The sequence below is a fragment of the Streptomyces purpurascens genome (assembly GCF_045040895.1).
In the GTDB taxonomy this organism is placed as follows: domain Bacteria; phylum Actinomycetota; class Actinomycetes; order Streptomycetales; family Streptomycetaceae; genus Streptomyces; species Streptomyces purpurascens.
This window is the reverse complement of sequence record NZ_CP108341.1, coordinates 3413823-3427093: the sequence shown is the minus strand read 5'-3', so window position 1 is coordinate 3427093 and position 13271 is coordinate 3413823. Positions and strand designations below refer to the sequence as shown.

General features: G+C 71.5%; 12 protein-coding genes. 8 read left to right on the top strand and 4 right to left on the bottom strand.

Annotated elements, in window-relative coordinates; translation table 11 throughout:
- Entirely contained in the window at positions 1 to 1617 is a 1617-nt protein-coding gene (locus tag OHU35_RS15530; RefSeq protein ID WP_189723826.1) for a carboxyl transferase domain-containing protein, read from the bottom strand.
- 87 nt (positions 1618 to 1704) lie between these two features.
- Between OHU35_RS15530 and OHU35_RS15525 the strand changes: the two genes are divergently transcribed.
- From OHU35_RS15525 to OHU35_RS15515, 3 genes are all read left to right on the top strand, one after another.
- Positions 1705 to 2307: a TetR/AcrR family transcriptional regulator gene (locus OHU35_RS15525; protein ID WP_189723825.1), complete on the top strand. Its 603-nt coding sequence runs from the start codon at positions 1705 to 1707 to the stop codon at positions 2305 to 2307.
- 155 nt (positions 2308 to 2462) lie between these two features.
- Entirely contained in the window at positions 2463 to 3620 is a 1158-nt protein-coding gene (locus OHU35_RS15520; RefSeq protein WP_189723824.1) for an acyl-CoA dehydrogenase family protein, read from the top strand.
- 35 nt (positions 3621 to 3655) lie between these two features.
- Positions 3656 to 4546: an acyl-CoA thioesterase II gene (locus tag OHU35_RS15515; protein WP_189723823.1), complete on the top strand. Its 891-nt coding sequence runs from the start codon at positions 3656 to 3658 to the stop codon at positions 4544 to 4546.
- Here the strand turns inward: OHU35_RS15515 and OHU35_RS15510 are convergent.
- Complete coding sequence (locus OHU35_RS15510; protein ID WP_189723822.1) at positions 4539 to 5327, bottom strand: phosphatase; 789 nt, start codon at positions 5325 to 5327, stop codon at positions 4539 to 4541. The genes OHU35_RS15515 and OHU35_RS15510 overlap by 8 nt on opposite strands.
- A 93-nt stretch (positions 5328 to 5420) precedes the next feature.
- On the bottom strand, positions 5421 to 7076 hold the full coding sequence (locus OHU35_RS15505; RefSeq protein WP_405505647.1) for a helix-turn-helix domain-containing protein: 1656 nt from the start codon (positions 7074 to 7076) through the stop codon (positions 5421 to 5423).
- Between the two features lie 144 nt (positions 7077 to 7220).
- Here OHU35_RS15505 and OHU35_RS15500 point away from each other — a divergent pair, with 144 nt between their 5' ends.
- The 5 genes from OHU35_RS15500 to ppk2 all read left to right on the top strand — a co-directional run bounded on the left by OHU35_RS15500 (position 7221) and on the right by ppk2 (position 12800).
- Positions 7221 to 8711, top strand: a complete 1491-nt coding sequence (locus OHU35_RS15500) for a sodium:solute symporter (protein WP_405505645.1) — start codon at positions 7221 to 7223, stop codon at positions 8709 to 8711.
- Positions 8712 to 8767: 56 nt separating this feature from the next.
- Positions 8768 to 9751 carry an agmatinase gene (speB, locus tag OHU35_RS15495; RefSeq protein ID WP_189723819.1) on the top strand — a complete coding sequence of 328 codons (984 nt, stop codon included), beginning with the start codon at positions 8768 to 8770 and terminating at the stop codon, positions 9749 to 9751.
- Complete coding sequence (locus OHU35_RS15490) at positions 9748 to 11433, top strand: thiamine pyrophosphate-binding protein (RefSeq protein ID WP_189723818.1); 1686 nt, start codon at positions 9748 to 9750, stop codon at positions 11431 to 11433. The genes speB and OHU35_RS15490 overlap by 4 nt, the downstream gene beginning before the upstream one ends.
- Before the next feature lie 99 nt (positions 11434 to 11532).
- A complete protein-coding gene (locus tag OHU35_RS15485; protein ID WP_189723817.1) occupies positions 11533 to 11775 on the top strand; it encodes a DUF6411 family protein in 243 nt (80 codons plus the stop codon).
- 32 nt (positions 11776 to 11807) lie between these two features.
- The gene (gene ppk2, locus OHU35_RS15480) at positions 11808 to 12800 is read left to right on the top strand and encodes a polyphosphate kinase 2 (RefSeq protein ID WP_189723816.1); all 993 of its coding nucleotides are present in this window, start codon (positions 11808 to 11810) and stop codon (positions 12798 to 12800) included.
- A gap of 3 nt (positions 12801 to 12803) precedes the next feature.
- Here ppk2 and OHU35_RS15475 read toward each other — a convergent pair whose 3' ends face one another.
- Positions 12804 to 13214: an ATP-binding protein gene (locus OHU35_RS15475; RefSeq protein WP_359894102.1), complete on the bottom strand. Its 411-nt coding sequence runs from the start codon at positions 13212 to 13214 to the stop codon at positions 12804 to 12806.
- Positions 13215 to 13271 lie beyond the last annotated feature (57 nt).

The window sequence follows — 13271 nt, the reverse complement described above, 5'->3', positions numbered from 1 at the left end:
TCACATCCGGAAGACGCCGAACTGGGGGTCACCCAGGGGCGCGTTGGCGCACGCGGTCAGGGCCAGGCCCAGGACCTGACGGGTGTCCAGCGGGTCGATCACGCCGTCGTCCCAGAGGCGGGCCGTCGCGTAGTAGGCGCTGCCCTGCCGCTCGTACTGGGCGCGGATCGGGGCCTTGAAGGCGTCCTCGTCCGCCGCCGGCCAGGACTCGCCGCGCGCCTCCAGCTGGTCCCGCTTGACGGTCGCGAGGACCGAGGCGGCCTGCTCGCCGCCCATGACGGAGATCTTGGCGTTCGGCCACATCCACAGGAAGCGGGGGGAGTACGCCCTGCCGCACATCGAGTAGTTCCCCGCGCCGTAGGAGCCGCCCACGACGACCGTCAGTTTCGGTACGCGGGTGCAGGCCACCGCTGTGACCATCTTGGCGCCGTGCTTGGCGATGCCGCCCGCCTCGTAGTCCTTGCCGACCATGAAGCCGGAGATGTTCTGGAGGAAGACGAGGGGGATGCCGCGCTGGTCGCACAGCTCGATGAAGTGGGCGCCCTTCTGGGCGGACTCGGAGAACAGGATGCCGTTGTTGGCGACGATTCCCACCGGGTGGCCGTGGATCCGGGCGAAGCCGGTGACCAGGGTCTGGCCGAACTCGGACTTGAACTCGGCGAACCGGGAGCCGTCCACCACGCGCGCGATGATCTCCCGTACGTCGTACGGCGTGCGGGAGTCGACCGGGACCGCGCCGTAGAGGCCGTGCGGGTCGACCTTGGGTTCCGTCGCCTCCGTGACCTCCCAGGGGAGCGTCCCGCGCGCGGGGAGGGTGGAGACGATGGTGCGGACGATGCGCAGGGCGTGCGCGTCGTTCTCCGCGAGGTGGTCGGTGACGCCCGAGACACGGGAGTGGACCTCGCCGCCGCCCAGCTCCTCCGCCGTGACGACCTCACCGGTGGCCGCCTTCACCAGGGGCGGGCCGCCCAGGAAGATCGTGCCCTGGTCGCGGACGATCACCGCCTCGTCGCTCATCGCCGGGACGTACGCCCCGCCGGCCGTGCAGGAGCCGAGGACGGCGGCGATCTGGGGGATGCCGGCGCCGGACATGCGGGCCTGGTTGTAGAAGATCCGGCCGAAGTGGTCGCGGTCCGGGAAGACCTCGTCCTGCATGGGGAGGAAGGCGCCGCCGGAGTCCACGAGGTAGACACAGGGGAGGCGGTTGTCGAGGGCGACCTCCTGGGCGCGGAGGTGCTTCTTGACCGTCATCGGGTAATACGTGCCGCCCTTGACCGTGGCGTCGTTGGCGATGATCACGGTCTCGCGGCCGCTGACCCGGCCGATGCCGGCGATGACGCCCGCGGCCGGGGCCTGGTCCTCGTACATCCCGTCGGCCGCGAGCGGGGCCAGCTCCAGGAACGGTGAGCCCGGGTCGAGGAGGGTGTCGACGCGGTCGCGGGGGAGCAGCTTGCCGCGCGCGGTGTGGCGGGCGCGGGACTTCTCGCCGCCGCCCTGGGCGGCTGTGGCCAGCTTGGCGCGCAGCTCGTCGACGAGGGTGCGGTGTGCCTCCTCGTTGGCCCGAAAGGGCTCCGACGCGGGGTCTGCCGCGGTCGTGAGCTCCGGTGCCTCGTGCATCCTGCGGGTCCCCTCACCTTGTTAATGAGCGTTAACGCATTTCCTTCAGGTTAACGACCGCTAACCTCCCTGTCTAGAATTGTTTTCATGGCAACCAGGACCGACGCACCCACCCGCCGCGAGCAGATCCTCAAGGAGGCTGCCCGGCTGTTCGCCGAGCGGGGCTTCCATGGGGTCGGAGTCGACGAGATAGGTGCCGCGGTGGGGATCAGCGGACCCGGGCTGTACCGGCACTTCGCGGGCAAGGACGCGATGCTCGCGGAGCTGCTGGTGGGGATCAGCGGGCAGTTGCTGACCGGGGCGAAGCGGCGGCTGTCGGAGGCGGAGGCGGACGGGGGTGTGGGGGCGGGGGTGGTCCTCGACTCGCTGATCGAGGGGCATATCGACTTCGCGCTCGACGACCGTCCACTGATCACCCTGCACGACCGGGAGCTGGACCGCCTCCGGGACAGTGACCGGAAGATGGTGCGGCAGTTGCAGCGGCAGTACGTGGAGCTGTGGGTGGGTGTGGTGCGGCAGGTGTATCCCGGGTTGGGGGAGCCCGCCGCGCGGTCGGCCGTGCATTCGGTGTTCGGGTTGCTGAACTCGACGCCGCATCTGGGGAGGGCCGGGGCGCTGGCCGGGCGGGGGGCTGTGGCGGAGTTGCTGCACCGGATGGCGCGGGGGGCGTTCGCGGCGGCGGAAGGGTAGCGGGTGGGGGGCCCTGGCTTTGCCCACCCGCTCGCCACACTCCCCCGTACCGTGACGAGCGTTACCCCGCCCCCACCCTGGACGCTTGTTGATACTCGCCGGTATCTTGGGGTGAGCAAGCGCTTAGACATACCGAGGTCCGTGGAGGTGGCGGCGTGCGCCGTACGGTGTTCAACGAGGATCACGAGGCGTTCCGGGAGACCATCCGCGCCTTCATCGAGGCCGAGGTCGTGCCGGTGTACGACGAGTGGTTCGCTGCCGGCCAGGCGCCGCGCGACTTCTACTACAAGCTCGGCGACCTGGGCATCTTCGGCATCAACGTGCCGGAGGAGTTCGGCGGCGCGGGCTTGGAGAGCCACAAGTTCGAGGCCGTGCTGTACGAGGAGACCGCTCGCGCGGGCGTCCAGTTCGGCGGCTCCGGCGTGCACGTGCTGCTCGCCCTGCCCTACATCAAGATGCTCGCCACCGACGAGCAGAAGAAGCGGTTCCTGCCCAAGTTCGTCTCCGGTGAGGAGATGTGGGCCATCGCGATGACCGAGCCGGGCACCGGCTCCGACCTCGCGGGCATGAAGAGCACCGCCAAGCTGAGCGAGGACGGCACGCACTACGTCCTCAACGGCGCCAAGACCTTCATCACCGGCGGCGTGCACGCCGACCGGGTGATCGTCTGCGCCCGCACCTCCGCCCCGACCGCCGAGGACCGCCGCCACGGCATCTCCCTCTTCGCCGTGGACACCAAGTCCGAGGGCTACTCCGTCGGCCGCAAGCTCGACAAGCTCGGCCTCAAGACCTCCGACACCGCCGAGCTGGCGTTCGTCGACGTCAAGGTGCCCGTCGAGGACCTCCTCGGCGAGGAGAACAAGGGCTTCTACTACCTCGGCCACAACCTGGCCTCCGAGCGCTGGGGCATCGCCTTCGGCGCCTACGCCCAGGCCAAGGCCGCCGTACGGTTCGCCAAGCAGTACGTGCAGGACCGCACCGTCTTCGGCAAGCCGGTCGCCCACTTCCAGAACACCAAGTTCGAGCTGGCCGCCTGCCAGTCCGAGGTGGACGCGGCCGAGGCCGTCGCCGACCGCGCGACCGAGGCCCTGGACGCCGGTGAGCTCACCCCCGCCGAGGCCGCCTCCGCGAAGCTGTTCTGCACCGAGGTCGCCCACCGTGTCATCGACCGCTGCCTCCAGTTGCACGGCGGCTACGGATACATGAACGAGTACCCGATCGCCCGCCTGTACGCGGACAACCGCGTCAACCGCATCTACGGCGGCACCAGCGAGATCATGAAGTCGATCATCGCGAAGGACATGGGCCTGTAAACCGACCGTAGTGACTGGCCGGTACAACAGTTGTCATGAGTAAGGCACTTCAGGATCTCCTCGATCTGCTCGACCTCGAGCAGATCGAGGAGGACATCTTCCGCGGCCGGTCCCGGTCCGCCGTCGTCCCACGGGTCTTCGGCGGGCAGGTCGCGGCGCAGGCGCTCGTCGCCGCCGGGCGCACGGTCCCCGAGGACCGGCCCGCGCATTCCCTGCACGCGTACTTCCTGCGCCCCGGGGATCCCGGCGCGCCCATCGTCTACACCGTCGACCGGATCCGCGACGGCCGCTCCTTCACCACCCGCCGGGTGGTCGCCGTCCAGCACGGCAAGCCGATCTTCCATCTCTCGGCGTCGTTCCAGGTCTACGAGGACGGGCTGGACCATCAGGAGCCGATGCCGGCCGCGCCCGATCCCGCCACGCTGCCCACCGGGGAGGAACGGCTGCGCGGGTACGGCCATATCGACCCGGCGGTGGTGGAGAAGTTCGCGGAGGCACGGGCGGCCGTCGATCTGCGGTACGTCGAGGAGCCGCCGTACGGGAGGTTCGGCGAGCCGCGTGAACCGCACTCCCAGGTGTGGTTCCGGACCAACGGCAAGCTGGGCGGAGCGGTCGACGAGCCGCTGCTGCACGTCGTCCTCGCCACCTACGTCTCCGACATGACGCTGCTCGACTCCGTGCTGCTCGCGCACGGGCGGGGCGGCTGGGCCGTCGGTGACGTGGTCGGGGCCTCGCTGGACCACGCGATGTGGTTCCACCGGCCGTTCCGGGCCGACGAATGGCTGCTCTACGACCAGGAGTCCCCGTCCGCGTACGGCGGCCGGGGACTGGGACAGGCTCGTATCTACACGCAGGACGGGCGCCTCGCCATCTCCGTGATCCAGGAGGGCGTGGTCCGCGTCCCGCGTGATCAGGGCGCTAGCTGAGGCCCGCCTCCGCCAGCAGGTACGCCGTCATCGGGTCGTAGTGGCGCGGGCTGACCACGTGGTCGTCGAGGGGCACCGTCACCTGCACGGTGCCCTCGGCCTCGGCGATGAAGAGGGCCGGGTCGTTGCAGTCGGCGTAGCCGACGGAGTCGACGCCGTGCTGGCCCGCGTATCCCGCCCAGCCGTGGTCGGCGACGACCAGGTCGGGCAGGGGGCGGCCCTCGCGCTCCATGGCGGTCAGGATCGCCTTCATCGGCTCGCCCGAGTGGGTGTGCCACAGGGTGGCGCCGTGCTCCAGCACCGCCACGCTCGCGAACTGCATGACGTAGCCCTCCTCCGTCGTCAGGCCCTCCGGGATGACGACGATCTCGCAGCCCGCCGCGCGCAGCGCCGCCGCGGTCGAGCTGTGCACGTCCAGCAGGCCGCCGGGGTGGCCGGTGGCGAACAGCACCCGCTGCTGCCCGTCCGCCGCCTTGCGCAGCCGCCCGGCCATGCGCTCGAGCCCGGCGACGGTCAGCTCCGGGTCGATGGTGTCCTGGCCGTACCGGTGCTCGGGATCGTCGTTCACGCCCACCCGTTCCGCCATCACCGCGAGGACGTCCTGCTCGTCGGTCCAGCGGGCGCCGAGTTCCAGGCCGAGCCAGTAGTGGCGGTCGTTGTTCGCCAGCTTGCGGTAGTGGGAGAGGTTGTTCTCGCGGGGGGTGGCGACGTCGCCCGCGATGCGCGTCCTGACGAGGTGGTCGACGAGTTCGGCGCGGCTGGGTGTCCCGGGTATCGGCATGACAACCATTGTGGAGCAGCCGCCTGTGGGCGTCCCTGGCGTATCGAACGCTGGGATGTGCGTCACGTACTCAGTGGGGCACCGCTCACGTACTCAGATGTGCCGGAGCGCGAACCAGAGTTCCATCCGGACGTCCGGGTCTTCCAGGTCCGTCTCCAGCAGCGTCGCGCACCGGGTGATGCGCTGCCGCACGGTGTTGCGGTGCACGGACAGGGCGACGGCCGTGCGGTCCCAACTGCCGTGCAGGGACAGCCAGGTGCGCAGGGTCTCGGTGAGCGCGGGGTGTGCCGTGACGGGGGCGAGAAGGGCGCGGGCGTGGGCCGCCGCCTCGTCGGGCGGGACCAGGTCGGCCAGGGCGGGGCGCGGGCCGTGCCGCAGCAGCGGGGTCCGGGTGGCGCGGGCCCGGGCCAGGGCGCGGGCCGCCTGGGTGTCGGCGGCGGGCCAGTCGTGCGGGGCGACGGCGGCGCTGACGCCCAGGGTCCAGCCGGGCAGCGGGGCCGGTGCCCGTTCGGCCGGGACCAGGACCCGTACGACGTCGCCCGCCGGGTCGACCAGGGCGGAGCCGAGCGCGGCGCCCAGCGCGGACGCCGCGACGGCGTCCGCAGGGCCCGAACCGTCCGGCCGGGCCCGCACGACGACCCACCGCTCACCGCCGAGCAGCGGCGCGACCTCCTCCGGCGGCGCGCCCAGCAGCAGCCGCACCAGCGCCGAGGAACGGGCGGCACCGGTGCCGCTCTGCTGCTCGCCGGTGAGGAGGGAGAGGAGCACGGCGGCGACGGAGACGACGGTGTGGTCCCCCGGCGCGCGCTGCGGCGTCGCGACCCCGAGCACGAAGCCGTGCCCGGCACCGAGGGCGTACGCGGCGAGGTGGAGGCCGGCGGTGGTGTCGGTGGCGGAGGTGGGGGCGGGGCGGCCGGGGTCGGTCGGTGGCTGATGGCCGGCCGGCGAGGCGGGGCCGTGGGCCGAGCGGGAGGGTGCCGCCTCGGGCTCACCTGGCCGGGTCCCGGTCGAGTGCGCGCGCGATACGGAGCCGGTCTGCGCTGCCGCACCCGAGGGAGGCGCGGGGCGGTCGGGCCGCACCACTCCCGCCAACCCCGCCAGCGCCGACGCCACCTCTTCCCCGGGCCGCCGCCCCGCCCCCGCGATCTCCGCCCCCTCCGGCCCGTACAGCACCGCCCACCCGCCCAGCCGCTGGGCGAGCTGGCGGAGGACCGACGGGACCGGGTCGGGGCGGGAGGCGGCGGAGGCGAGGCTCTGCTGGGCCTCGGTGACGCGGCGGAGTTCGGCCAGGCGGGCCTGGGCCATCAGCTGCCAGACCGCCCGGGCCACGCCCGAGAAGGTGGTCTGCGGCGGTACCTCAAGGAGCGGCAGGCCGTGTGTCTCGCAGGCCGCGACCAGCGCCCTCGGCACCGTGTCGTGCACCGGCGCCACCCCGAAGCCGAGGGCCGCGCCGCCCGCCGCCACGATCCGGGACACGTAGCCGTCGAAGTAGTCCCCCGGTCTCGGCTTCGCTCGACCGGGGGCACCCCCATCGGAGCCCGCCGCCTCCGGGATGTGCACGCCCGCCGTGAGCAGCAGCTCCCCGCCCAGCAGATACGGATACGGGTCCGCCATCTCCGAGGTGTGCACCCAGTGGACGACGGTGCCGGCGTCCACCGGACCGGCGATCCGGCGCAGGGAGAGGTCCTCCCGGGCCAGGAGGGACGTGAGGAGGACGGGGGGTGTCGGGGGGACCGCCGGGTCCGGCATGGTGTGCGTTCCCTCCAGCCAAGGCCGCTCGAATAGATGAAACGTACACTTCGCAGTCGCTTTCCGGCCACCTAGTGTCAGTCCTCGTCAACCTCGTCCCCCGCGACCGAGCCCTGCGCCCTGTGCGTGCGCGAAGGAGGCCCCATGGCCGTCGACTACCTCGTGATCTTCGTCTACCTGGCCGGAATGCTGGCCATGGGCTGGTGGGGCATGCGCCGCGCCCGCTCCAAGAGCGAGTTCCTGGTGGCGGGCCGCCGGCTCGGCCCGGCCATGTACTCCGGCACCATGGCGGCGATCGTCCTCGGCGGCGCCTCCACCATCGGCGGTGTGGGGCTCGGCTACCAGTACGGCCTCTCCGGCGCCTGGATGGTCTTCACCATCGGCCTCGGCCTGCTCGCCCTGTCCGTCTTCTTCTCCGCCCGCATCGCCCGGCTGAAGGTCTACACCGTCTCCGAGATGCTCGACCTGCGCTACGGCGGCCGGGCCGGAGTGATCTCCGGTGTCGTCATGTGGGCGTACACCCTCATGCTCGCGGTGACCTCGACCATCGCGTACGCCACGATCTTCGACGTCCTGTTCGACATGAACCGCACGCTCGCGATCGTCCTCGGCGGCTCGATCGTCGTCGCGTACTCCACCCTCGGCGGGATGTGGTCGATCACCCTGACCGACATGGTGCAGTTCGTCGTGAAGACCATCGGCGTGCTGCTCCTGCTGCTGCCGATCGCCGTCGTGAAGGCCGGCGGGTTCAGCGAGATGAAGGCCCAGCTGCCCACCGAGTACTTCGACCCGCTGGGCATCGGCGGCGAGACGATCTTCACCTACGTGCTGATCTACACCTTCGGCATGCTCATCGGGCAGGACATCTGGCAGCGCGTCTTCACCGCCCGCAGCGACACGACCGCCAAGTGGGGCGGAACCGTCGCCGGTACCTACTGCCTCGCGTACGCCCTCGCCGGTGCCGTCATCGGTACCGCGGCCAAGGTGCTGTACCCGAAGCTCGCCAGCCCGGACGACGCCTTCGCGACGATCGTGAAGGAGGAACTGCCCGTTGGAGTGCGCGGGCTGGTGCTGGCCGCAGCCCTGGCCGCCGTGATGTCGACGTCCTCCGGCGCGCTGATCGCCTGCGCCACCGTCGCCAACAACGACATCTGGTCCCGGCTGCGAGGGATCGGCAAGGCGCCGGCCGAGAACGCCGAGCACGCCGACGGCCATGACGAGGTGAAGGGCAACCGCGTCTTCATCCTGATCATGGGCCTCGCGGTCATCTGCACGGCCATCGCGATCGACAACGTGGTGGAGGCGCTGACCGTCGCGTACAACCTCCTCGTCGGCGGTCTGCTCGTGCCGATCCTCGGCGGTCTTGTGTGGAAGCGGGGCACGGTCCACGGCGCTCTCGCCTCGGTCGTGGTCGGCGGACTCGCGGTCGTCGGCCTGATGGCGACGTACGGCATCCTCGCCAACGAGCCCGTCTACTACGGGCTGCTCGCCTCGCTCGCCGCCTATCTGGTCGTCTCCTTCGCCACCCCGGCCACCGACGCCGCCGTCCTCGCCGCCTGGCGCGAGCGGCTCGCGGGACGGGCACCCGAACCCGAGTCCGAACTCGCGTCCGAACCGGCCGCGACTCCCCGGTAAGGTCATAAGACAAGCAGTACATACGCGATGAAGCGTAGGAAAGAAGGCATTTCTTCATGAGCAGCAACGAGACTCCCCGCGGGCCCGTCGACTCCTCCCGCGTGCCGCGGTACGCGGGCCCCGCGACCTTCGCCCGGCTGCCCCGGCTGGACGAGGTCGGCGGGCGGGCCGATGTCGCCGTGGTGGGCGTGCCGTTCGACTCGGGTGTCTCGTACCGGCCGGGCGCCCGCTTCGGCGGCAACGCGATCCGCGAGGCGTCCCGGCTGCTGCGCCCGTACAACCCGGCGCAGGACGCCTCGCCCTTCGCCCTCGCGCAGGTCGCGGACGCCGGTGACATCGCCGCCAACCCGTTCAACATCAACGAGGCGGTGGAGACGGTCGAGGCGGCGGCGGACGACCTGCTGGACACCGGCGCCCGTCTGATGACCCTCGGCGGTGACCACACCATCGCGCTGCCCCTGCTGCGGTCGGTGGCGAAGAAGCACGGCCCGGTGGCCCTGCTCCACTTCGACGCGCACCTCGACACCTGGGACACCTACTTCGGCGCCGAGTACACGCACGGCACCCCCTTCCGGCGTGCGGTGGAGGAGGGCATCCTCGACACCTCCGCCCTGTCCCACGTCGGCACCCGCGGCCCGCTCTACGGCAAGCAGGACCTGACCGACGACGAGAAGATGGGCTTCGGCATCGTCACCTCGGCGGACGTCTACCGGCGCGGCGCCGACGAGGTCGCCGACCAGCTCCGCCAGCGCATCGGCGACCGGCCGCTGTACATCTCCATCGACATCGACTGCCTCGACCCGGCCCATGCGCCCGGCACCGGCACGCCCGAGGCGGGCGGCATGACCTCGCGCGAACTGCTGGAGATCCTGCGCGGCCTGGCATCCTGCAACCTGGTGTCGGCCGACGTCGTCGAGGTGGCCCCCGCGTACGACCACGCGGAGATCACGTCGGTGGCGGCCTCCCACACCGCGTACGAACTGACCACGATCATGTCCCGCCAGATCGCCGCGGCCCGGAAGGACTCCGAAGCGAAGTGACTCACGACCACGACCTGGTACTCCGCCCGACGCCCGCCCAGACGGAGGCCGCCCTCAACCCGCCACCCGGCCGCAACGGCGGAGACCTGGTCGTGGAGACGCTGGCCGGGCTGGGCGCGACGACCGTCTTCGGTCTGCCCGGCCAGCACGCGCTCGGCATGTTCGACGCCCTGCGCCGCTCGGACCTCAGGTACATCGGCCTGCGGGTGGAGAACAACGCCGGGTTCGCCGCGGACGCCTACGGCCGGATCACCGGCGAGGCCGCGCCCCTGCTGCTGTCGACGGGACCGGGCGCCCTGACCTCCCTAGCCGCACTCCAGGAGGCGGCGGCCGCCTCCGCGCCCGTGCTGGCGATCGGCAGCCAGATCCCCAGCGCCGGCCTGGGCGGCGGCCGGCACGGCTATCTGCACGAACTGCCCGACCAGGCCGCCTCGTTCCGGGGCGTGGTGAAGTCGGTCCACACCGTCCGCACCCAGTCGCAGATCCCGTCCGCCATCGAGGCGGCCTGGAAGTCGGCCCTGACCGCCCCGCACGGCCCGGTGTGGGTGGAGATCCCGCAGGACGTGCTGCTCGCGCCGACGGCGATCCCGGTGGTGACGGGCGGCGACGCCTTCCCCGAGGAGCTGCCGCCGCGCCCCGAACTGACCGCCGTGGCCGCCCACTTGCTGTCTCATGCCGAACGCCCGGCGATCATCGCGGGCGGGGGAGTGGTACGGGCGGACGCCTCCGGCAAGCTGAGGCAGCTGGCCGAGCTGGTCCAGGCACCGGTCGTCACGACCCCCGGCGGCAAGGGCGCCTTCCCCTGGAAGCACCCGCTGTCGCTCCAGTCCTGGATCGAGGACCGGCACACCACGGACTTCCTGGAGGACGCGGACGTCCTCCTGGTGGTCGGCTCGGGACTCGGGGAACTCTCCTCGAACTACCACACGTTCAAGCCGCGCGGCCGAGTGATCCAGATCGAGGCCGACCTCGGCAAGCTGGAGTCCAACCACCCGGCCCTGGGCATCCACGCGGACGCCCGCCTCGCGCTGCAGGCGCTGCTGGAGACGGTGTCCGAACGCCGGGACCCGGACGCTCCGGAGCGCGTGCGTGAGGTGCTCGGGAAGGTCGCCGAGCGCATCGCCTCCCAGGAACTCACCCTGGAACAGGACGTGCTGGCGTCCGTCCGCAGGGCGCTGCCCGCCGACTCCCCGTCCTTCTGGGACATGACGATCCTCGCGTACTGGGCCTGGTCGGCCTTCGACGCCAAGGGCCCCAACCACATGCACTCCGCCCAGGGCGCGGGCGGCCTCGGCTACGGCTTCCCGGCGGCACTCGGCGCCGCGGCGGCCGACCCGACCCGGCCGGTCCTCGCGGTCTCCGGCGACGGCGGCGCCCTGTACTCGATCGCCGAACTGGCGACGGCCCGCCAGTACGACCTGAACGTCACCTGGCTGATCGTCGACGACGGCGGCTACGGCATCCTGCGCGAGTACATGAGCGACGCGTTCGGCGAGGCGACCGCGACGGAACTGACCCGGCCGGACTACGTGGCACTGGCGGAGTCCTTCGGCGTCCCCGGGGTCCGTACGACCCCGGAGACCCTGGAGCAGGACCTCGCGAAGGCACTCGCCTCGCCCGGGCCCTCGGTGGTCCTGCTCCCGGCCGTGCTGCGGATGTTCGCGCCGACGCATCTGGACTGAGCCGCGGCCGGACCGGCCAGGTCGTGTTTCCTCGCTCCTCACATGGGCGGGGCAGGGCGGGGCACTCGTGTGTCAGTCCACCTGCGAGGGGAGTCGATCATGGTAGTCGCCGTAGTCATCGGCGTGTGTGCGGTCCTGGCCGTCCTGGCCTTCTTCGTGCCCCGTCTCTCCCGCCATCCCGAGCGCGGCACACAACGTACGCTCGGGGCCGGGGCGCGGGCCGGTGGCAAGGCGCCCGGCGTTCTGGGCCGGCTCTTCAGCAAGCCCTTCCACACCAGCTCGCGCGCGGTGAGCCGCAGTGGTTCCGCGGGTCGCCGCACCCGGCGCCGCATGCCCTTCTGACCGACGGTGGGGACCGAGCGGGGAGCGCGGTGATGAACACCGAAGACACCGAAGACACCGAAGCCACCGGCGACACCGGCGACGCGGACAGGCTGCTGGACGGGCTGACCGTGGATACCAGCCGCCGAGAGCGGCCGATCCTGCTGGACGCGGACGGGCGTCCCCTCCGGACCTGGCAGGAGAACCATCCGTACGACCGCAGGGTGGGCCGCAAGGAGTACGAGCGGACCAAGCGCGTCCTGCAGATCGAACTGCTCAAGCTCCAGCGGTGGGTCAAGGACACCGGCGCCCGCGTGGTCGTCGTGTGCGAGGGGCGTGACGCGGCGGGCAAGGGCGGCACGATCCAGCGGCTGACCGAGCGGCTCAACCCGCGCGGCGCACGCGTGGTCGCCCTGGACAAGCCCACCGAACGCGAGACGGGCCAGTGGTACTTCCAGCGGTACATCGCGCAGCTGCCGACGGCCGGGGAGATCGTCCTGTTCGACCGCTCCTGGTACAACCGGGCCGGCGTGGAGCGCGTGATGGGATTCTGCTCCAAGGACGAGTACGAGCTGTTCCTCGACCAGTGCCCGGCCTTCGAGCGGATGCTGGTCGACGACGGCGTCGTGCTGGTGAAGTTCTGGTTCTCCGTGTCCCGCTCCGAGCAGCGCACCCGCTTCGCGATCCGGCAGGTCGACCCGGTGCGCCAGTGGAAGCTCTCCTCCACCGACCTGGCCTCGCTGGACCTCTGGGACGACTACACCGAGGCGAAGGTCGACATGTTCCGCGCCACGGACACCGCGCACGCCCCCTGGACCGTCGTCAAGAGCAACGACAAGAGACGCGCCCGGCTGGAGACCATGCGGAGTCTGCTGTCGCGCATCGACTACGCCAGCAAGGACCGCGAGGCGGTCGGCATGCCCGACCCTCTCATCGTCGGCGCCGCCGACACCCTTCTGGAGCCCGGCGAGGAGGACACCACACTGTCACCCACTCCGCTGTCCCCCGGCGCCGACGGCCCCGGCAAGCACCCCGGGACCGACTGACACTCATTCATCGGTGCCGGTGCCGGCGGGGCGGAAGCATGCCGTCACCGTCTTGCCGTGCCGCTGGCACCTCATCCCCCACTCGTCGGCGAGCTTCCGCACGATGGCCACTCCGCGGCCGCCGACATCCCCCGGCTCCGCCTCGCGCCGGCGCGGCAGCGTCGGATCCTCGTCGTGGACGCTCACATGAAGGCAGTCACCGTCCCAGGTGAGGACCAGATGCGCGTCGCTGTGCGCGTGGATGTGCGCATTGGTGATCAGCTCGGACACGGCCAGCACGATGGCGTCCACCGTGTCCGGCTCGGCAGCGGCCCAGGGCAGGGACGCGAGACGCCCCCGTGTCCACTGCCGCCCGGCGCGCACTCCCTCGGACATGGGGAACGAGTGCGCCCACCCCATCGCCTTCACTGCCACCGCCCCGACCTCCCGTCTTCGACCGCACAGCAGCCCGTGCCCGAACCGGGTACCCGG